The organism is Pseudomonadota bacterium (genome assembly GCA_039033415.1).
In the GTDB taxonomy this organism is placed as follows: domain Bacteria; phylum Pseudomonadota; class Gammaproteobacteria; order Xanthomonadales; family SZUA-38; genus JANQOZ01.
In genome coordinates this window covers 238444-259263 of sequence record JBCCCR010000004.1, presented here as the reverse complement: position 1 = coordinate 259263, position 20820 = coordinate 238444, and the positions used below count along the sequence as shown (strand labels likewise).

The window sequence follows — 20820 nt, the reverse complement described above, 5'->3', positions numbered from 1 at the left end:
GCGCCAAGAACAAGGCGCATCGCGCCGGCAATGGCCGTAGCCCTTGGCAAGCGATGCAACGCGGTTATTGGTGCCCAAGGGGGCTCCCTTCGGGCGCGCACCACAAGGCCTGGAGCGGCGTTGCGAGCCTTGGCCAGGGAACCACCCTGGCCGGCCGCTCGCGCCTTGCCCCAGGGCCTTGTGGACACGCGCTGAAATACAACGAACTTGCCAAACAGGACACTTGATGATGCTCCTCCGCGCGGTGCTTGTTGCGTGCTGCTGGTCGGTCGCCGCGGCGGCGGTTGCACAATCCGTTCAACCGGACGATTTCTTTGCGGATGATCTCTACCACGATGCGGAGCTCAGCCCGAACGGGCAGCTGGTCATGGTCAAAACGCTCCGAGAAGGGTTTGAACAGGTCGAAATCCTTGACCCAAGAAGCGGGAAGTTCATGGTTCTCGCCAATACCGGTGATGGCCGGACGGGCACAGCGGCCGAGCTGCGCTGGCTGGGGGACCGAACCGTGATGATCCTCGCCCGTTCGGGGATCTCGATGCGTTGGCGCCACTGGCTCGGGCGCTTCACCTATGACGGCGAGGAGTTTTCCGAGACGTTTATGATTTCGTTGGGTGCCCCGGGTTTTCTTGTAGACCCGCTTGTTGATCAGGAGAGCGCTTTTCTTTTTTCTCTGGTGGCCGACAAGGGTGGTGGCGTATACAAGGTTCAGATTGACAGCCAGGGGCTTGTTGACGACACCACTTATCGGACCAAGAACCGACTCAATGGGCGCATTACCGACGGCCTTTACTGGTACTCCGACCGGGCAGGGCAGCTGAGGTTTGCGGTCAGGGAAGGAAAGGACGGCAACTTTGACCTTTGGCTGCGCCAAAAGACCCGCTGGAAAAAGATCTTTACGATTGCCGGTCAGGCGCGTTTCAAGCCCCTGAGCTATTTCTCAAGTCGACAGAAGCTGCTGGTGCTCACAGACGACGAGAATAAAAAGCTGGTCGCGCGCGAACTCGATGTCGTGTCCGGACAGTTCGGCGAGACCCTGTACGAGCACCCAACCCTCGACCTCAGCAACATCATTATCAATCCTGCGGACGGGCGTCCGCTCGCCATCGAATACACGGAAGATGGAAGGGTAAGGCGAGACTACCTGGTCGCCGAGCAGGATGGCTGGTTAAGCGCAGTGTCAGAGCGGTTCCCCGACCAAACGGCTTATGTGATGTCCCGTGACGTGGACGATCAGTTTGCGGTGGTGCTCGTGGAATCCCCCACCAGCCGAGGGACTCTGCTCTACCGCGACGGGCCAAACAATGAACTCATTGAGATCGGCAGCGTCGCGCCGCAGCTCGACTCGGTGGCAATGGCGAAAACGCTGGTGGTCAGGGCGAAATCGCAGGATGGTTTTGACATCGAAGGTTATCTGACCTTGCCGAGCCACGTAGAGCAGCCACCGCTGCTGGTGGTGTCTCACGGCGGACCTATCGGCGTCAGGGACGCCAATCACTTTGACTACGAAGCCCAATACTTTGCGGCGCTGGGCGCGGCGGTGCTCAGAACCAACTATCGCGGAAGCTCAGGCTTCGGGGAGCGTTTTGAGAAGGCGGGTGAAGGTGAATGGGGGCGCGCCATCGAGGATGATATCGATCTGCTGGTCGACCGGGTCATTGCCGAACACAACATCGATCCGCGACGAATTTGTGCCCATGGCGGCAGCTATGGCGGCTATTCGGCTATGATGAATATCATTCGCCGACCCGAGCGCTATCGCTGCGCGTCGTCGTTGTCGGGCCCTACGGATTTGCCGCTGATGTTTTCGTCCAGCGACTGGAGCCAGGACGAGGATCTCGTCGCAAGAATGCGGGAGATTCTTGGCGATCCCAAAACCGATTTGGCTTCGCTCAAGGAGGTTTCTCCGCTGTATCGGGCCGTCGATCTTGGTCGACCATTGTTCCTTGCCCACGGTCAGTTTGACCAGCGCGTCGATATTGAGCACTTTAACCGCATGGATATGGTGATGAAGCTGTTAGGGCGACCCATCGAGACTATGATTCTGCCGGCGGGGCATGGATTTCAGATGCGCTCAGACTCGCGCGCTTACTATCGCCGACTCAGCACTTTTTTGATCAAACATCTTGAACTTGACGCTCAGCTGGCGCCACCTCTCACGGATACCGCGAACGACGAGAGTCCAGAGGTTGCTTCCGCAGATGGGTAGAGATGTGAGCGCTCCGGCGTACGCGGCGCTTCTTTGGCGCTCTGCCTGACTCGGTGTCCTTGCACCCAACCTTTCGGTCGAGCGCTCTCTCACGGCCAAAGCGATTCGGGTACCGAGTGCCGCGGAATAACGCTTCCGCCTCACGGAACGCCTCGTAGCCAGGCCATGACCTTAAAAGTCACTGACGTCGGCGACGTGTCGCCCCCGCCACCCGACGACGTCGAGCAATCCTCGTACCATACGCTGAGACTCCCGGCTTTTCGACAGCTTTACGAGCGTTATTTCAGCAAGCTGGTTGGCGGACTTCGCGCAACGTACGGTGCCGGGCCGCCGGATCCGGAGGACGTTGCCCAGGCTGCATTTGAGCGGCTAAGCCGCCGCAACGCGCTGGATGATATCCGAGACCCCGAGGGTTTCCTGTGGATCGCAGCGAGAAATGTCTTACTCACGGAGAAACGCAAGCTAGCGGTGAGAAGTGATCATCGGGATGAGGTAATACGTCGCTACTTCAGCGAGGGATGTGACAACTTCGAGCCCGAACGCGTCTTCAGTTCAAAGCAGCAGCTCTCGCTGGTCATGCGCACGTTAAAGGCTATGCCCGAACGACGACGCAAAATTTTTATCTTAAATCGAGTGCACGGACTGACCCCGGCCGCCGCCGGCGAACAGTGCGGCGTTAGCCGCTCGTCGGCCGTCCGCCACATCGCTGTCGCGACCACAGCGCTGGCTGCCGCCCTGGCTGCGCAGGGTCAATCGGACGAGGAAAGGGGCGAATGACTGAGGTCGGCGAGCTAATCGTGAGCGAGGCACATCTCTGGCGCGCCCGCATCGACGACGGCGGGCTGGCCGGCGATGAGCAGGCTGAGTTTGAGTCCTGGTTGGCAGGCCATCCGGAAAACGCGGCGGCGTTTGCCGATGCCGAGATCCTCTGGGCGGCGCTGGGTGAGGTCGAATACGACGCGGAGTTGCTGAATTCGGCGGGGGCTAGTCCCGGATCAGCCGTCTCCGAGCTGCCGGCAAGGAGCCGCCGTGCGGGCCTCCGCTTGGGATGGGCGGCCGCCGCAAGCGTCGCCGCGCTAGCCGTGGCGCTCGTGGCCGGGTTCAAATTACCGATCGGGTCTCAGGATGAGTTGGCGCCTACGCCAACCCAGGTCTTTCAGACGGGTCGCGGCAAGCCTGAGTCCTTCGTGTTGGAAGACGGTTCACGGCTGATGTTGGGCCCATTGAGCCGGGTCGAGGTTGCAATCGACGACCGGCAACGGACGGCCGAGTTGGTCGATGGTGACGCGTTTTTTGACGTGGTGAAACAGGTTGGCGTCCCGTTCAGCGTTGGCGCTGGTGCAGCCCGTGTGGATGTGACCGGCACAGCCTTTGAGCTTCGGCGCCGCGGGAATCAGCTGGCGGTGACGGTTGCCGAGGGAGAGGTGCGAGTTTCCCACCCTCAGGTGCTTGACCGATCCGAGGTTAATACAGCCTGGGTGCGTCAGCCCAACGCGGCACTGCGCTCCGTAACGTTGACCGCCGGCCAGAGCGTTATGGCAACTCAGGGAGATGGTCTTGGCCCGGTTAGGCTGACGCCGATCACCGACGTTGGCGCCTGGCGGATGGGTCAGTTGATTTATGTGAATGCGCAGTTGGCCGAAGTGGTTGCAGATTTGAACCGCTACGCACCATACCCGGTCGACGTTGAAGAAAATGCCAGGGCTCTCGAGCTATCGGGCACTTTCGCCGCCGCAGACCCGGAGGTGCTGCTGGATGCTCTGACGGCCGCCTTGCCGGTTGAGGTTGTCGACGCTTCAGCGGGGAAAAGAATTGTCCTCAGCAGGAAGGATTCAGCGCAGCCCTAAAAAATAATAAAGAACAATGTGTCACTTTCCCTGCCCTGGCAGTCTTCATAGTGATGCGATTGAGAATCAGTCGCGAACTAAGCGCTCGGAAAGGATCTGCTCACATGTTCAAAGCACTGCGCTCGCCTTCTCGCTTTCGAGGAGCGGCCCTTGTCGCCTGCCTTATCACTTACTTACCAGCCTGGTCCCAGGCGCAGCCCACGGCAACGCTCGCGATTGAGGCTCAGCCGTTATCCAGCACCCTGGTGGCCATCGGGCGAGCATTCTCGATCACCGTCGTTGCGTCGGATGAGCTGACCCAAGGCCGTGAGGCGCCGGCCATTTACGGAGAGATGGGTGCCAAGGAGGCCTTGGCCGAGGCCATGGCAGGGTCAGATCTTGTCGCTCAGGCGCGCGGCGCCAAGACCTTTGTTATCGCGTCAGCGCCCGGGCGAGCGGCCAATACGACTGTCGAGCAATCGACTGATACGCGCGTCCTCGAAGAGATGCTCGTTTACGGTACGAAGAAAGATCAGACGCTGCAGAAAACTTCGACCTCGGTAGAGCTTTTTACGACCGAACGGATCGAGGACGAGGTGCTGTTTAGCGTAGACGACATCTTGCTGCGTACGCCCAATGTTTCCGTCAATCTGATCGGCGGGTCAAATTATTCGATTCGCGGCGTAAACGCGCGAGGTGTCGGCGGCGCGGGCACAGGATCAACCAGCCAGCTCTACGTCGACGGTGCACCCTTAGGTCTCGCGCTCAGCGGTATTCAGTCGGTGTGGGATATAGCGCAGGTTGAGGTGCTCCGAGGACCCCAGTCCACCATTCAAGGCCGAAACGCCCTGTCTGGGGCAATCGTGTCATATACCGCCGACCCAACCTACGAATGGACCGCCCGCGCCCGCGTTCAGGCCGCGACTCAGGACCTTCAGAACGCCTCTTTTGCTGTCAGTGGCCCGATCATCGACGACCAGCTGGCCTTTCGCTTTTCCTACGATCAGCAGGAGCAGAACACGGGACACAAAGAGGTTAGCACGGGCCTGGATCAACAATTCTTCGATATCTATACCGCCCGCGGCAAGTTGCTCTATGAGCCGGCGGCCATCGATGGCCTGCGAGTTGAGCTGATCGCTGAGCGGGCGGAGACTGAGACGGGTGACTTCAACTTTGCGATTGCACCGGTAGCCTTTGGTGACCCTGCGTTTGACGCCTTCGATCCATTCGCCGGAGAGACGCACACCCGCATCAATTTCAGCGATATCGACTCCAATCGGTACATCGCAGATGTCAGCTATGCCCTCAACGATCGTTGGACGCTCATTGGACTGGTAACCCGTGAGGATTCTGAACTTGGACGGCGTTTCAATATCGGCTTGCCTGCGACAATCAATTTACCGATTTCCCCGAGTGATAACGATCAACGGGTGACGTCCTACGAGCTCCGTGCCGCGTTTAACAGCTCCCGCGTGAGCGGCTGGATCGGCGCGTACTATTTTGAACAGAAAAGCGAGGGCCGCGGCGAGTTTACGGTGCCGCTGGCGGGCCTAGGCGTCCCGGTGGATCCACCCGATTCGCTGATTACCGTGGCCAGCCAATCACGCAGCCGAATCACTAACGAGGCTATCTTTGCTGACCTCACCATAGACCTGGACGATCGGTGGTCGCTGAATTTCGGGGCGCGCTATGATCGTGAGAGTCTTGGCGACAACCCCGTGTCCGGATTGGTCACCGCGGACCCGCCAACGTGCTTGCTCTTTGGTGCCGTGCCGTGCGCCGTCTTTGCCGCCCCCTTTGCGCCGAACGAGCCCGCGACACCCACCGACTACCAGGCTTTCCTACCTCGGGCGGGTGTGTCCTATGAATTCGATGACAATCGGTCGCTGTTTTTTTCGGTGGCTCGAGGCTATCGGGCGGGTGGTATCCGGCAATTTTTCGATCCGGTTACCGCCACGAATATCACTAACGAGTTTGATCCTGAGTTTCTGACGAATTACGAACTGGCCTTTCGTTCGCTGTGGCTGGATGGTCGGCTGTCGGTGAACGCCAACGTCTTTTTTACCGAATGGGAGGACCAGCAGGTGGTGGTACCCAGCGCCCAGATTGACGCGCGTCTTGCGTTGGTGGAAAACGCCGGTGAGTCCGAGCTTTTCGGCCTTGAGCTCAATATTGACCATCAGCTGACGGAGTCGCTGAGTTACTTTGTTGGCTTAGGCCTGCTGCGGACCGAGTTTAAGGATTTTCCGTTCGCTGAGGTGCCGGGGCCTTTCGAGAACGTCCGTGGCAACTCATTTACCACAGCGCCAGAAACGACCCTGGCGGTTGGGGTGAGCTACGAGCATCCGTCAGGCTTTTACACTAACTGGAGCGCAAATTACCGGAGTGACCAATTCTCTGAGGTGGCCAATCTGGCGGTCAATGAAGTTGAATCGGCGACGCTGATCAACGGCCGCGTAGGGTACCGTTTCAAGCAGTGGAACGTCTATGCGTTTGCCAATAATGCGCTGGACGACCGGTTTGCGACCGAGCGAGGCTTCGCGACCATCGATACCGCGACGGGCGTCCTGACGCCCAACGCGTCACCCTCCTACCGGATCAATTTTCCCCGAGTTGCCGGGGTGGCTGTGGAATTTGACTTCTAACGTTAACGGGAGCTCTAGCTCTAGCTGAGCCTCACCGACCGGCACGGCTTGAGTCAGCAGTGCTTGCAAATGAAAAAACACCGGGTACGCTAGTGAGAATCATTCGCACAAGTCGGGCTATCCGGCACTTTTCGCTGCCGCATGGGTTACGACGGTCCACAAAAGCTAGGTAACAGCCAAACTCAGGCGCCGGATCGGCCTGACGATTCCACCAGCGCCATTCCCCAAGAAATTCTAGACCTCTACAGCAGCTATTCGGGCGAATTGGCCTTATCGATTCGGCATATCTACGGAGACGGTCCGCCGGATCCGGACGACGTGGCCCAGGAAGCGTTTCAGCGGGTGATTGAAAGGGGAGATCTCGCCTCGATCCGCAATCTCAAAGCGTTTATCTGGCGTACGGCCCGCAATCTGGTACTGACGGAAAAAAACACCGTCAAGCGACGAGAGGCCCGCAGACCGGAGATCGAGCGGCGTTCGTTTGCGGGTGAGGGTGACGTTTCTTCGCCCGAAAAGATCATTATTGCAAAGGAGCAATTATCTTCGATCAACGACGTTCTGCGCAGGATGCCCGAAAAGCGACGGAGGGCCTTGATCCTGCACCGTCTGGAAGGTCTCAGCGTCGCCGAAGTTGGCCGGCGGCTCGGGATCGGGCGGACCGCAGCGGCCAAACACGTTTCGCGGGCGGCGGCAGAGTTGAACGCGCTGCTCGCAAACGATAAGGAGCGCAAGCCATGAGCACTGAGATAACGCCCCAAGTCTCCCAGGCTCTGCAGTCTGCGCACGATTGGCGACTGCTGCTGACCGACTCGGAGGCAACCGACCAAGACCGCAAGCAGTTTCAATCCTGGCTGGCTGAGGATCCGAGCCACGAGCAGGCTTATCAAGACGCCGTGAGCTTCTGGTCGGCGCTCGGAAAGGTGTCCGCTGTTGATCTTGACCCATCGTTGCTCCGACCCACCACCCAAGAGAAATGGACGGCGCTAAAGGATCGCTGGTCAGACCTGTTTCTTGCGCCTGCAGCAAAAATTGCCGCGGCTGGGATGCTCGGCGGTTTGGCATTGGTGGGCGCCGTATTTCTGGCGAGGCAGGAGTCCATCGCGCCCAGCGCTGTCCTGACCTCGAATTCGGACACTTCCGCCCACGTCACCGATATTGGCCAAACCCGGATAGTGACGCTGAGTGACGGCTCTCAAATTACCTTGGGTGCCGCCAGCGAAATGGAGGCGTCAATCGATAGCCAGGTGCGGACTGTCAGACTGATAAGCGGCTCGGCATTTTTTGAGGTTGCGTCGGATCCCGCGAGGCCGTTCTCTGTGACTGCCAATGAGCTGGAGGCAACGGTGTTGGGCACAACTTTCAATGTGCATATTTCGGGTGGCACGTCGCGCGTTGCCGTGGCCGAAGGGGCCGTTGTGGTGACCCACCCTTTTATTATTGCGGAGGAGGCTACCTCGATCCTGTCCCGAGAAGTGCTGTCTGGTGGGCAGCAGGTTGAGGCCGACTCCAAGCAAGGTCTTCAGCAGGTAGAGACTGTCGACCCTCAGCTCATCGGCGCCTGGCGGCAGAACCGACTGATCTACAGCGGCTCGCCGCTGACCGAACTCGTGGCGGACGCCAATCGCTATTCTGTGGTGCCGGTCGAAATTTCTGCGGATGCGAGGGAGCTGGGTGACCTCAGGATTCGTGGTGCCTTTAATGCGCAAGATATCGACGGCATGCTTTCGATCCTCACCGAAATCCATCCTGTCTCGCTGGATCGCGCTGACCCCGCGAGGGTTGTCATCCGCCTTCGGAACCCGAAGGACTAGGGGCCGACGCGCGCTGTAAGAAATTCTTGCGAAGAGGGTGTCGATTTTCCGCCCGAATAGATCATTAAGTAGGTGGTGCAAATGCGTTTCATTTACGAAATGACCTGTAGTGGAGAACCGTGGTGCAGAAAATCGAAAAACTCAAGGGGCTTGGAAGAGCTGTTGCGGCGTCTGTCTGTTTGGCGGCCTTCTCTTTTGGCAGCCAGCCCGCGACCGCGCAGCCTGCGGCGTCATCACCCTCATCGCAGGCATTGAGTATCCCGTCAGGCCCCTTGGGGGATAGCCTGGTCGCCATCTCGAACGTCTTCGGGGTCAACGTGCTGGCGTCCGAAGCCGTTGTCGAAGGGAAGACGGCACCGGTGGTTTCAGGAACGATGGGCGCTGACGCAGCACTCAGCCAGGCGTTAGCAGGATCCGGGCTGACAGCTCGCCGATCCACCAACGGTTCCTTTGTCGTTTCGCAAAACACCGTTTCCACGGCCGAATCCCAGGATTCCCAAACTGGATCAGAAGATCAACCCAGCAAGCCGCGGACCCTGGAAGAAATCACCATCTATGGTGAGAACATCCGGCGCGGCATTCTGGACACCAACACGTCGATCAACGTGCAAACCGAAAGCGACATCGTCCGCAGCAACGACAAGAGAATCACCGACGTGTTTAATCGCGCGGCCAACGTCAACGTTAACGGGACGGGGCTTCAGGCTTTTACCTTCAGCATTCGAGGCATCAACTCGTCGGGGATCGGGGGCGCCGGCAGTGCCGCGCTGGCTTCGCTGATGGTTGACGGAGCCGCGTTCACCACCCAGCAGCTCGCCCGGGGTTTTAACTCGCTGTTCGATGTGGAGCAGGTGGAAATGCTGCGCGGCCCGCAAAGTACCGCACAGGCCAGAAACTCGCTCGCCGGTGGTGTTGTGGTCTCGACTAACGATCCAGAGTTTCAGCAGAACACCCAGGCGATTGCAGCGGTCGGCAACTACGGCACTTATGAAATTGGGGTAGCGAATACGGGCCCGATCACTGACGAACTGGCTTACCGCATTACCGTGCAGAGGCTGAACACCGATGGGTTTATCGAGAACCCGACGCTGGACACGGATGTCTACAATTTCAACGACACCGATACGTTTCGCGGCAAGCTGCTCTATCGTTCGCAGAGGGTGCCCCTGGAAGTGCTCTTGAGCCATACCCACGTCCAGGCCGATGCGCGAAACGATGTAAATGTCTGGTTTCCAGAAACACGACGCTTCACCAACGGGAACGTCTACGGCACAGGTGGTATGGATACCGAGCAGGACGTAAAGACCCTCAATATCCGCTATCAGCTCTCTGATTCAATCGCCCTTGAGGCGCAGACCGCGTACAACAATTTTGTGTCGGAGGATCGAAACTCCAACTACGCAACCAGCCTGCCGGACCTGGACCAGACCTGGCTGGCAACAGCGGATCAGGATGAGTTCAACCAGACTCTCCGGTTGGAGTACGAAGGTTCCCGGGTTCGCGGCGCGGTTGGCCTTTTCTACTCCGACGAGACCAATCGCGTGTTGCGCGACGGGGTAGCCTTTCCGAACTTTGCCGGGGGCCTTGACCTGGATGCTTTGATCAACAGTCCGACAACCACTGAGACCACGGCGGTTTTTGGCGAATTCGATATCGAGGTTTCTGACAAGCTGCTGCTCACGCTCGGCGGACGCTATGAGCAAATCGACCTGAACGCAATCGGCAATCTCTCTGCCAATTTGATTTTGCCGCCGCCGGTGCCCTATACGGTGGTTGTCCCCAACGTGCTTGGTGGCATCACCGATGGCAGCACAGACTTTAGCGAGTTCTTGCCGAAAGTCGGTCTTACATATTCGCTAAGCAGCCGACAGCGACTCGGCTTTACCTACACCGAAGGCTATCGGCAGGGCGGCGTGACCACTAACAATGCCACGCTCGAGATCGATGAATTCGATCCAGAATTCGTGAAAAATTATGAGCTGTCTTACAAAGCAAGCCTTGGCGCGGGGTTCGAACTTAACGCCAACCTGTTTTACCTCGACTGGACAGATCAACAGGTTAACGATGCGCCGCCGGGAAGCGTGATTCTCACCACTCTAAATTCCGGTGAGTCGGAGGTCTCAGGGATGGAGCTGGAGATGTCGTGGCGAAATGACCAGTGGGACGCATATGCGTCCCTCGGGCTCGTTGAAACGGAGTTCAAACGATTTACGTCAGGCTTCAACGATTTTTCCGGCAATGAGTTTCCCAACGCGCCGGGCATGACCGCAGCTGCTGGGGCGTTCTACACGCGCGGTGATTGGACCCTCGGTGCGGAAGGCAACTATCGAGACGGTTTTTTTACCCGCGCCGACAACGAGTTCAAAGCCGATTCACTTATGCTCTTTGATTTGTCAGCGGACTATCGCTGGGGAGATTTCACTGTTCGCGCCTTTGTTGACAACGTCTTAGATGACTTTGAGCTCATCACTGAGACCTTTCTTGTCGAGGGCATTCCGCAGGCCGCGTTTTCTCAGCCCAGGACCTACGGTGTCCAGCTGATGTATGGGTTTTGACTGAGGTTTTAAGCGCCAGTATTGCCTGGCGCCCGCTTTGCGACGGCGCCGTTATCATTGCACGCGCTAATCGGATGTCGATTTAGCGGTTAACAGCTCAACGTCATGCCGAAACTCAGCCAGCTGGAAGGCGGACCGCCGATATGGTGTCGACTTCCAGCCGAAAGGGTCCGGCTTTCTTATCGTAGATGTAGAACTCGACGCCGCGGAGCGCTGCAGGCTGTAGCTTTCCATCCAGCGGGCGGCCAAAGAACACGCGCGTCATATCCCGGATCGGTACGGTGATCGTCTGCCAGCTGCTGCCGTCCGTATCGAATCGCTGCCAGTAGCTGTCGCCACGATTTCCCACGCCGGCGCTAGCGCCAAGAATCCAAGTGCGGCCGTCGCCGCGTACGCGGATACGCAGGGCGTCGTAGCCAGCCGCTGAACCCACCGGGACCGACGCGCGGAGCGACGAGAAACCGCCGTTGTTTGCGAGCGACGTATCGCCTGTAAAAACCATCACGTTCTCTTCGACAGACACCTGGCCGGTTGATCGACCGCCCATAACGCCATCCAGCACCACCTGCCAGCGCTCAACGTCGGCAGCCGTTGAAAAATCAAAGAGCGTTCGTTCGCTGGCTTCCGGCGGCGGCGGGAGAGGCTGCCCGCCTAGCAGGGTATCTATCAGGTCGCGATAGGCCCAGGCGCGGTCTCGCGGATCGGGTAGAGCCGCCGCCAGATCGAGTTGGTACGTTAGACTTTTTCGTTGGGAAGGCTCCCCGAGCCATCCTTCTGCGCTGGCGATCGCCTCGAGCGCCGTCGCGTAGACCGCAGCGCAGGCGGCCGCCTGACCGTCGTTATAGAGCGGGACGCCCCGCGAGATGGCGCGGCCGAGATAGTCTTCCAACGTTAGCGTCGGGTTGAGCATAGCGAGCGTCAGCGCAAAGGCAGGCAGCATTGGTGTATCCCATCAAGAAGGCCCACACGCTACCGCTATCCTCAACAACAAAAGGTGAAGCCGGCTCGACGCTCACGACAGAACGGTACGGGTGTCAGCTCAGTCCATCGCGTTCGATGGGGCAACTCATGCATCTGGGCCCACCGCGCCCGCGCCCAAGCTCCTCACCGCCTATCTTGATCACCTCAATCCCAGCTGCCTCCATCGCGGCGATCGTCGCGGCATTGCGCTCGTAGCCAACCACGGTGCCGGGCTTCAAGGTCAGCACGTTGTTAGCATCATTCCACTGTTCCCGCTCGGCTTCATATTTGTCGCCGCCGGTGGGGATGATGCGCAGCTCAGGCTGTCCGCAGGCACTGGCCAGCGTCTGAAAAAAGCTGGTGCGTCGCTTGACGTTCAGGCCGCCACCAGCTCCCGGCGTAAGGTCCCACGATGGCGTCTCCTCGTTAATGATTCGCGGATAGACGCTGAAGCAATCAACGTCCATCTGGGTCATCACCGTGTCGAGATGCATACAGCTGCGGTGCTTCGGCAGATCGACCGCAATGACCCGATCGGCAACACCGCCCGCAAACAGTCGCTCCGCCAGCATCTCGACACCCTGCGGCGTGGTGCGCTCGCTGATACCGGCCAGCACCGCACCGTTGCCAAGCACCAGCACGTCTCCGCCTTCGAGCGACGCGTCGGTTCGGCCCATCGCAACGCCGTCAAACCAGGTGTCCCACCGAGCGTCGGCAAACAGCGGGTGGTGACGATAGATCGCCTTCAGATGAACCGTTTCGCGGAGCCTGGCGACCTTGGCCATCGGGTTCAGCGAGACGCCTCCGAAGATCCAGCAGGAGGTATCGCGGGTGAACAGATGATTGGGCAACGGGGGCAGGATGAAGTCGGTTTCGCCGACGATCAGCTCCGCTGTCAGGCTGTGTGACGGGTTCGCAAGGTCGTCCTGGGTGAGGCCGCCGATCAAGGCTGAGGCCATTGCCTCGCCGTCCATATTCTCGAGGTAGTCGCGCACCGAACGCGCCAGGCCGGGTCCGAGAGACGTTTCTTGAACCTGGTGGTCGAGCACCCAGGTGCGGGCCTCAGCCATTTCCAGCGTCTCGGCCAGCAGATTGTGCAGCAGCAGGACCTCGACGCCATGAGTTTTGAGGGTCTTGACGAACAGATCGTGCTCGGTGGCGGCGCGGGCCACTCGAACCACATCGTCGAACAGCAGGTCCTCAAAATTGCGCGGCGTGAGCCGTCTTAGGCTGAGCTCCGGCCGGTGAAGCAATACCCGGTGGAGCTTTCCCACCTCGGAACCAACGTACATCCTTGTCATTGTGAAGCCGCCTGTTGGATTCGAATCGTTCGGAGTTGGCACACGATACCGGGTGCATCACCATCACGCGAACATGGCAAAAAAGGCCTTGGTGGGCCCGGCGTGATGGGTCCGGGAGCCGCCAGCCATGGGCCAGCACCCAGCCGACTTGTATCCTCTCGGGTGATGTCCGTTGCTATACTGAGCCTTCAGCCGGTCCACACCCCGATAGTTCAGATCATCACTCGTAGAAAGCGCGCTGGGCCTGCGCAGATGCAGCGGCGCCATCATCGAACCCACTAGGAAATTGCTCGCCATGCGATGGCCAGTCCTTGGACCCAAGGTCCCCAAAACGCGTAACCCGCTGACACGTTGGCTCGGCCGGCGGGCGCTCGGCTTGATGGGTTGGCGCATGACTGGCGAATGGCCTGATGAGCCGAAGCTGATTGTCGTGCTGGCGCCACACAGCTCCAATATCGATTTTATTCTGTCCTGGGCCGTATTCTGGGGGCTTGGCCTGAGAACCTCGTTCCTAGCCAAACTTTCACTCTTCCGCTTTCCGCTCGGCGTGATCATGCGCGGCCTCGGCGGTATCCCCGTAGACCGAAACTCTCCGCAGGGCATGGTGGAGCAGCTGACGGAGCAGTTTGCCAAGCGCAAGCAGCTCGTTGTCGGTATTACCCCGGAAGGCACCCGCGGCGAGGTTCGAAAGTGGAAAAGCGGTTTCGCCCGCATCGCGGTGAGCTCCGGTGTACCGGTGCTGCCCGCGATCGTTAACTACCGAGAGCGCATGATCTACCTGCAGCCGGCGATCGCCAACATCGATTCGGTGGACGAACTGCTAACGGCGACCAAGTCCGCGGCAGGGGTTGGCAGCCCGCGCAACTGAGCTAGCTCCATCACCGGCTCGACACTAAAAGTCGCGAGCCATCGTATTTAACCATTGCATTTATTAACCTATCGGTTTATTAATGTCTTATGAGCACGACCGACCCATTGAGCGATACGTTCGCTGCGCTGGCGCACCCCGCAAGACGAGCCATGCTCGCCCGCCTGGCTGAGGGCGAAGCGACGGTGAACGAAATCGCCGAGCCGTTCGACATGAGCCTGCCCGCGGTCTCCAAACACATCAAAGTACTGGAGCGGGCGGGGCTCGTCTCCCAGGGTAAGCAGGCCCAATACCGGCCATGCACCTTGAATCCTGCGCCGCTAAAGCAAGTGGCTTCCTGGGCAGAACAATATCGACCGATCTGGGAAGCCAGGTTCGATCAGCTGGAATCTGTGTTGAAACAACTGACGGAGGGAAGTGATGGCAACTGAAGCAGACTGGGTACGAATTGAACGCGAATTTGATGCGCCGATCGAAACGATCTGGAACCTATGGACCCAGGCTGATCTGTTTCAGCAGTGGTACGGGCCGAACGGGATGAAAATCCCCGTCGCCGAAATGAACGTGGTCGAAGGTGGGCAGCGAAAGATCTGCATGCAAATGGAAATGCCGGACAAAACCATGACCATGTGGTTCGTCGGTGAATACAAGGAAGTGAGCCCGCCAAGTCGGCTCGTCTATACCGAAAGCATGGCTGATGAACAGGGCAACGTTCTGTCGCCGGAAAGCATGGGGATGCCTCCGGGTCATCCGGAAACGACGGAGATTATTGTCGAGCTCTCCGAAGCCGACGGAAAGACGACCATGAAGATGACTCATGTCGGCGTTCCCGCAGACTCGCGCGGCGCTGGTGGCTGGGCGCAGGCGATCGAGAAGATGGCAGCAGTGATCTCCGATGCGGCTTAAGCTACGCAAGGGCATCGGGGCGAATCCCTCGCCCGTTGCCTGGCTCACCAATTGAAGCCGGAAAAAAGCGGGCAGGTTAACTTTCCTACAAGAGTTAGCTTCTGTAGGAAAGTTAACCTGACCCCCTTTCGGCCCCCCTTTCGGAGTTTTGGAGGCAAAACTCGGCTAGGGACGCGCCTGAGATAATCTAATCAGTTCTTCCAATTTGCCCTGAGACACTTCTTCTCCCAGGATCACTTTCACCGCCTGTTCGAGTACCTCGTCTCGTCCGGCCCTAATGCCAGCAATCGTTGGTCTGACCGCAACGTCGGCAACAATGCCGATTTTCTGCGTGGGTGATCGATCAGGATAGAACACGCCAATGCCGCTGATCTTCGTTTCGTAGCCGCCCGGTAGTGTAATTGAAGAGACATTTCCATCAGCGCCAGCGGTTTGGCTGCCAACCACCGCGGCGTTGAGGCCGGCCCGAAACGCCATGGCGGTGTACTCGGAGTTACTCTGGCTCGCCTCGTCCACGATGATCACCACTTTGCCGTCGTAAAATGGTGTCTTGGGGCCGAGGTTCATGGAATCGGTCCAAAGAAAGTTTCCCGGCGCCGCTAGGTCGCCGTAGGTGAACCGCGCGAACGGCGTTGTTTGCTGCACAAGATGCTGACCGAGCGCAAAGACCACAAAATCTGCTGGGTAGTTGCGGATATCGATGACCAGTCCGCGAGTACCATCAATTTTTTCGAGGTATTTCGGCACGTCCTTGGCCGAAACGGACGACAGCTTCAGGTAGGCAACGTCTTCGGACAGTAGCTGTAAGGTCTTGCCATCTCGGTCATGGGTATTCATCCGAGTCGGTCCTCGCTTACGCTTAAGCGTGAGGTCGACCTCGCGACCGTTGCGCTCAACTCGCACGTCGACGAATTTTTCCGTCCCGCGGAGCAAATTCAAATAAAGTTGCCGGCGCAGCGCGGACTCGTTTGATGCGCCGTAAAAGGGGCGCCAAGCGTCAACCAGTCTCTCAACCGGCGCGCCATCAATCGTGAGGATCACGTCCCCCACTGCAAGCCCTTTGCGAAAGCCGTTTTTGGACGCCCGCCAGACCACCGGTCGGCCTTCTATTGATCGGATGTGTGCATGCACATAAAGGCGTCCACCCGGTGGGCTCAGATGAAAATGGGACCATAAAGCGGTATGACCATCCTCGACGCGCGCGACCAGCACCATCAATTCCGTAACGTACTTCCCCTCATCGTCGGCATCGATGAATCGGGGTATAAACTCAATCAGGGTCTGATCCCAGTCTTGGGAGATCACATTTTTGTAAGGCGACCAGTATTCGACGATATTCCAGAACCGAAACAGGGCCAGCAAGCGGTATGGCCAGCCCAGTTCCTTTTTGCCGGCATAAGATCTCTCGGTGAGAAATTGAGGGTTCTTGATGCCCTCGACCAGCGTGACGTAATGCTGCCCGGCGTATTGCTCCGCTCTCGCGTTTACCGCCATGAGCGCTTGCGCCAGATCAGGTCCAAGCAGCACTTCATCCTGAATCCAGCTGCGTTCCCCTAATTTGCTCGGCTCGCGTTTAGCGAGCTCAAGCTCGCAGTCTGGCCTGGGCTGGTCGACCTGACGAACCCATGTTGTAAGGACGTTCAGCGCTGCCGAGCGGGTTTTTGCCTCGTTGATGCTAGCGGCAACGCTAAGCAATTCTTTGTCCCAGTCGAAGCAACCGCCTTTGACCTGGGGGTGGTGGTATTTCAGGTAGCCCCAGACTTTGCCCAGGAGGTAGAAATTGTTTGTGCGCTGGGGAATCTCGGAATCCGGGATGTGCTCCGTCGACATGGGTTGACCGGAAGCTGTACCGGAAAAAATTAAGATGAGCCCGCCAAGAACGCTCAAGAACCGCTGCACCATAACCCTCCTTCGAATCACAAACTTTTGCATCACACGCCAAACGGCGGACTCGCGTACCTGAGGCCATCCTCTCATTTTCGGAAGGAATTTCCTGCCGGCTTCGTGCTGTTGTGATGAAACGGGGTCATGGTGATACGAGGGCCAGGTGAAAGCGGGATGAAACGGGGTCCTCTCTCCCCCTGTAACCAAACCTCCTACCAGGCGTGTTTGAAACGACATCCAAGAACCAGGCTCAGTCAACCCATGAAACTCCCAGCACCCTTCAGTTTGCTGCACATCCTCGTGCTCGTGAATTTGGTGCCCATTGCCGCTTCGTCAGACGAAGGGTCGATTGGAACTTTCCGGGAATGTGACGCTTGCCCAGAGATGGTGAACATTCCGGCCGGGTCCTTTCTGTTTGGGTCACCAGAAGATGAAGCAGGCCGAACCGATGATGAAGGGCCACAATCTAAGGTCACCTTGGACGGCTTTGCCGTGTCCAAATTTGAGATTACGCTCGGTCAATATCAGGCGTTTGTTTCCGCCACGAACTATCAAACCGAGGACATTTGCCTCAGCCTGCAAGAGAACGGCTCATGGGGCTACCAGCCCGAGCTTAATTGGCAGACACCCGGTTTTGAGCAAAGTGAAGATCATCCGGTAGTTTGCGTCAGCTGGCACGACGCCAACGCCTACGTCGGCTGGCTGAACACTCAAACGCCCAAGGGGACTTACCGGCTGCTGACCGAGAGCGAATGGGAGTACGCCGCGCGCGCAGGCACCACCACAACGTATTGGTGGGGAGCCAACCAAGATGAGTTCTGTAAGTTCACCAACGGTGGCGATGCATTGGCGGGCCAATCCTACGGAGCATGGGACCGCGCGGGTGAATGCTCGGATGGACACCTCTACACCGCGCCCGTGGGCGCGTTCAAAGCGCCGAACGCCTTCGGTTTGCACGACATGGTGGGCAACGTTTGGGAATGGGTGGCCGACTGTTACCAACCGTCACTCAGCTCAACCTACTTTTCCGAAGAAACTGTGCCGGAAGAAGGCTGTGAAAAACGCGCAGTGAGGGGCGGCGCCTGGGACTACAGCCCGTTGTACTTGAGGAGCGCATACCGAGGGGCATGGAACCCTACTCAGGGCTTCTCAAATTTCGGTTTTCGCGTCGCGAAATCTTTGGGTCGTGATTAGTGCATACGGGGCCTAGTCACGACCAACTGACACAGAATCTGGCGGTGTACCGCATCCCTCCGAACAGAATGCTGTAGGAAAGTTAACCTGTCCCTCTTTCGAACCGACCCCCTTTAGTTCCTTTCGGTGGGCACGACGGCGTTAACCCTTGGAGCGAATGGTTGACTCTCCTGAGGCGTACTCTGATGATCGGGTTTTCTCTGGGGGCTTCGAAATGATTAAGCAGATTCTCGCTGTACCGTCTACGCTGATTCTCCTTGCTTTCAGCGTTGGCCAGCAGAGCCGGGCGCAGGATTTCACAGTCACTGCCGCTCGTGAGTTGGGACCAAGTACGTTTGTCGGAAATCCTTTTTCGATTGAAGTATTTTTTCAGAAAACCGGTGGCGCGGCCCAGTTCGAAGTGGGCGAGGCACTGATTCGATTTGAGCTTCCAGCGGGATTTGACTACGAGCCACCGACAATCAACAGCCTGTCGAACTTTTCCGGTACGGCAGTATGCACCCTAATCGACCAGGCAGTAGACTGCGTCGCTACGGAAACTGTCGTGTTTTCCGGTATCTCAAATACAAGATCGACGTTGGCTTTCAGCATTCCAGCGACGCCAAACACGGTGGGCACCTTTGATTTCCCGCCTTTTCCTGGCCTCTGTGCAGCCGACCCGGACAACCTGATCGTCGAAACGGACGAAGCCAACAACAACTGTAGTGCACCGGCCCTAACAGTACTTGAGGCCCCGACGCTCGCCACCACTCGATGGTTGACCACAAGCCAATGGGACGATCTCATGCGGATCTGGGATCAACCGACTCAGCAATTGACCAACGTCCAACGACAATCCCTGGATGGTGAGCCTATCCATGCCTTAAACGAGATCGTACAGGCGCCGACGGGTGAAATTTATGTGCTTTTTCGGTCTTTCCAGACAGCAGAACATCGCCTAGGACTTTTCGATCCAACGAACGGAATTACCGACATCGGCAATACGGGCGTCAGTTTTCATGATGCAGCGTTTGCCGATGATGGAGTTCTTTACGCCGTAGGTCGTGACGCGACGCTTTATCAGCTTGATCGCACGACCGGCGCACCCAGCGCGCTTTGCGATACGGGCTTTGGGTCGGCCTCGAGCAATCATTCAGCGCTGGCCTTTGATTCCGATACCGACGAACTGCTGCAGATTGTTGAGGGTTCGATATTCGCTTTCGATCTGAACATGCTACCCGTCGATGCGTCGCAATCGTGTGTCACCACTGAAACTGATCTTGGAGAAGGATTCGACACGGAAACTTTCGCTGCCGACTTTGCCAATGGCCAACTATTTGCGGTTGACGAAAACGCAACCGTCACATTCGTAGCGCGGGACGGGTCCTGGCTCGTAGTCGGGGAAGTCAGTGACGGCATCCACGGCATGATCCCGGACCCGGGCGGGGTGCCGGTGACCACACCACAGTGCCTGGCAGACGCATACGTTGCCATCAATGGTAACGAGTCAGCGGATGCAATCTACGGGCTTGATCTAAAGACCGGCGAATTGAGCTATCTCGTTAGCCGCGACGATTCAATTCGTGGACTTGAAGTTGATCCGACAACTGGAACCCTCCTCATGACAGAGGGGTCTGGTGGGGGCGAACAGCGGGTCTATCGACTGGATGCCTGCACCGGACAGGAAGTTTCAAGCGTGGTCATTGCGCCGCGCGCTGTGCTCCGAAACCTGGAGTTGGCACCCGACGGGCGGCTTTTTGGCACCCAGTCTCGGGATGTTATTTCCGTCGATCTCACTACCGGCAACGCCACAACCGAAACGGTGCTGGCCGAATCCGTTCAGGCGTTCACGATTGTTGGTGACACGGTTCGCTACGACGTTTCCAATAGCAATCTGACAACCGATCTAATTGACGCGCCGATCAGTGATATCGGTGTGCCCACAGCTCAGATATCGCTGGATTACGGTCCAATCGTACCCGGCAGCGAACGGCAGATTGATACCATGGACGCCTTCGCCGACGGTAGTGGCGCCATTTTGGCGCTGGTGAGACGGGTGGTTCCAAACGGTGGCGCCAACCGGGCTGACGCGCTGCCCAATGTGCTTGCACGGATTGAACCGGACGGTCGCGTAATTGAACTCACCACTGTGCCGGCCACAGTTGATGTCGTTTCTCTGTCTAACGTCGTGGTGTTTCTAGACGGTTTCGAGACGGGTCAGCAAGAGCAAAACCGTTAGAAAAAGGCAGGTTCAATCGATGAAGTCGAATCTTAGGGGTCAGGACCAGGTGCCAAGTCCGCTTGCCGCTACCCAGCTACCGAGCTTACGGGGTATTGCAGCATTTTCGTGTCTACGGTGAGTAATCGAAGATGCTCGATGCGAGCCTGAAACTTTTGGGGTCAGGTTCAAGTGCCAAAACTTTTGGGGTCAAAACTTTTGGGGTCAGGTTCAAGTGCCAGGCCTGTATCCCCGACGCCATCCATCGATTCGGGAATTTCAAATCTGATCCAGAGCCTTTGCCTACGGTACGCGCTGCAGTTCAATTACAAGTAGAACTAGCTCAGCCCTAACCAACTAGACTTTTGCACCACCTCATGCCTGGCACTTGAACCTGACCCCGTATGTTCGTGACCCCGTATGTTCCGAACAAACTGTGCCGGAGGAAGGCTGTGAAAAACGGGTCG

The 20820-nt window shown here is 58.0% G+C and carries 15 protein-coding genes; 12 read left to right on the top strand and 3 right to left on the bottom strand.

Annotated features, from left to right (window positions below; translation table 11 throughout):
• Nucleotides 1-226: 226 nt before the first annotated feature.
• From AAF358_04945 to AAF358_04915, 7 genes are all read left to right on the top strand, one after another.
• The gene (locus AAF358_04945) at nucleotides 227-2206 is read left to right on the top strand and encodes a prolyl oligopeptidase family serine peptidase (GenBank protein ID MEM7704875.1); all 1980 of its coding nucleotides are present in this window, start codon (nucleotides 227-229) and stop codon (nucleotides 2204-2206) included.
• A 165-nt stretch (nucleotides 2207-2371) separates the two neighbouring features.
• Entirely contained in the window at nucleotides 2372-2983 is a 612-nt protein-coding gene (locus tag AAF358_04940; GenBank protein MEM7704874.1) for a sigma factor-like helix-turn-helix DNA-binding protein, read from the top strand.
• Nucleotides 2980-4053: a FecR domain-containing protein gene (locus tag AAF358_04935; GenBank protein MEM7704873.1), complete on the top strand. Its 1074-nt coding sequence runs from the start codon at nucleotides 2980-2982 to the stop codon at nucleotides 4051-4053. Before AAF358_04940 ends, AAF358_04935 begins: the two co-directional genes overlap by 4 nt.
• A gap of 104 nt (nucleotides 4054-4157) precedes the next feature.
• Nucleotides 4158-6677 (top strand): TonB-dependent receptor, encoded by a 2520-nt coding sequence (locus AAF358_04930; protein ID MEM7704872.1) that lies wholly within the window; start codon nucleotides 4158-4160, stop codon nucleotides 6675-6677.
• Between the two features lie 141 nt (nucleotides 6678-6818).
• The gene (locus AAF358_04925; GenBank protein MEM7704871.1) at nucleotides 6819-7415 is read left to right on the top strand and encodes a sigma-70 family RNA polymerase sigma factor; all 597 of its coding nucleotides are present in this window, start codon (nucleotides 6819-6821) and stop codon (nucleotides 7413-7415) included.
• A complete protein-coding gene (locus tag AAF358_04920) occupies nucleotides 7412-8488 on the top strand; it encodes a FecR domain-containing protein (GenBank protein ID MEM7704870.1) in 1077 nt (358 codons plus the stop codon). Before AAF358_04925 ends, AAF358_04920 begins: the two co-directional genes overlap by 4 nt.
• Nucleotides 8489-8610: 122 nt before the next feature.
• Nucleotides 8611-11043 (top strand): TonB-dependent receptor, encoded by a 2433-nt coding sequence (locus tag AAF358_04915; GenBank protein ID MEM7704869.1) that lies wholly within the window; start codon nucleotides 8611-8613, stop codon nucleotides 11041-11043.
• A gap of 115 nt (nucleotides 11044-11158) precedes the next feature.
• Here the strand turns inward: AAF358_04915 and AAF358_04910 are convergent, their stop codons facing one another.
• Together AAF358_04910 and arcA are read right to left on the bottom strand one after the other, a co-directional pair.
• Nucleotides 11159-11983: a CIA30 family protein gene (locus AAF358_04910; protein ID MEM7704868.1), complete on the bottom strand. Its 825-nt coding sequence runs from the start codon at nucleotides 11981-11983 to the stop codon at nucleotides 11159-11161.
• Between the two features lie 94 nt (nucleotides 11984-12077).
• Nucleotides 12078-13304 carry an arginine deiminase gene (gene arcA / locus AAF358_04905; GenBank protein ID MEM7704867.1) on the bottom strand — a complete coding sequence of 409 codons (1227 nt, stop codon included), beginning with the start codon at nucleotides 13302-13304 and terminating at the stop codon, nucleotides 12078-12080.
• Nucleotides 13305-13599: 295 nt separating this feature from the next.
• Between arcA and AAF358_04900 the strand changes: the two genes are divergently transcribed.
• The 3 genes from AAF358_04900 to AAF358_04890 all read left to right on the top strand — a co-directional run bounded on the left by AAF358_04900 (nucleotide 13600) and on the right by AAF358_04890 (nucleotide 15078).
• Nucleotides 13600-14172, top strand: a complete 573-nt coding sequence (locus AAF358_04900; GenBank protein MEM7704866.1) for a 1-acyl-sn-glycerol-3-phosphate acyltransferase — start codon at nucleotides 13600-13602, stop codon at nucleotides 14170-14172.
• An 89-nt stretch (nucleotides 14173-14261) separates the two neighbouring features.
• Nucleotides 14262-14603, top strand: a complete 342-nt coding sequence (locus AAF358_04895; protein ID MEM7704865.1) for a metalloregulator ArsR/SmtB family transcription factor — start codon at nucleotides 14262-14264, stop codon at nucleotides 14601-14603.
• Nucleotides 14593-15078 (top strand): SRPBCC domain-containing protein, encoded by a 486-nt coding sequence (locus AAF358_04890; GenBank protein MEM7704864.1) that lies wholly within the window; start codon nucleotides 14593-14595, stop codon nucleotides 15076-15078. The genes AAF358_04895 and AAF358_04890 overlap by 11 nt, the downstream gene beginning before the upstream one ends.
• Before the next feature lie 165 nt (nucleotides 15079-15243).
• Here the strand turns inward: AAF358_04890 and AAF358_04885 are convergent, their stop codons facing one another.
• On the bottom strand, nucleotides 15244-17010 hold the full coding sequence (locus AAF358_04885) for a S41 family peptidase (GenBank protein MEM7704863.1): 1767 nt from the start codon (nucleotides 17008-17010) through the stop codon (nucleotides 15244-15246).
• Between the two features lie 213 nt (nucleotides 17011-17223).
• On the opposite strand from AAF358_04885, the gene AAF358_04880 reads away from it, so the two are divergent.
• Nucleotides 17224-18156, top strand: coding sequence for a formylglycine-generating enzyme family protein (locus AAF358_04880; protein MEM7704862.1), 933 nt, complete (start codon nucleotides 17224-17226; stop codon nucleotides 18154-18156).
• Nucleotides 18157-18370: 214 nt separating this feature from the next.
• On the top strand, nucleotides 18371-20374 hold the full coding sequence (locus AAF358_04875) for a hypothetical protein (protein ID MEM7704861.1): 2004 nt from the start codon (nucleotides 18371-18373) through the stop codon (nucleotides 20372-20374).
• Nucleotides 20375-20820 lie beyond the last annotated feature (446 nt).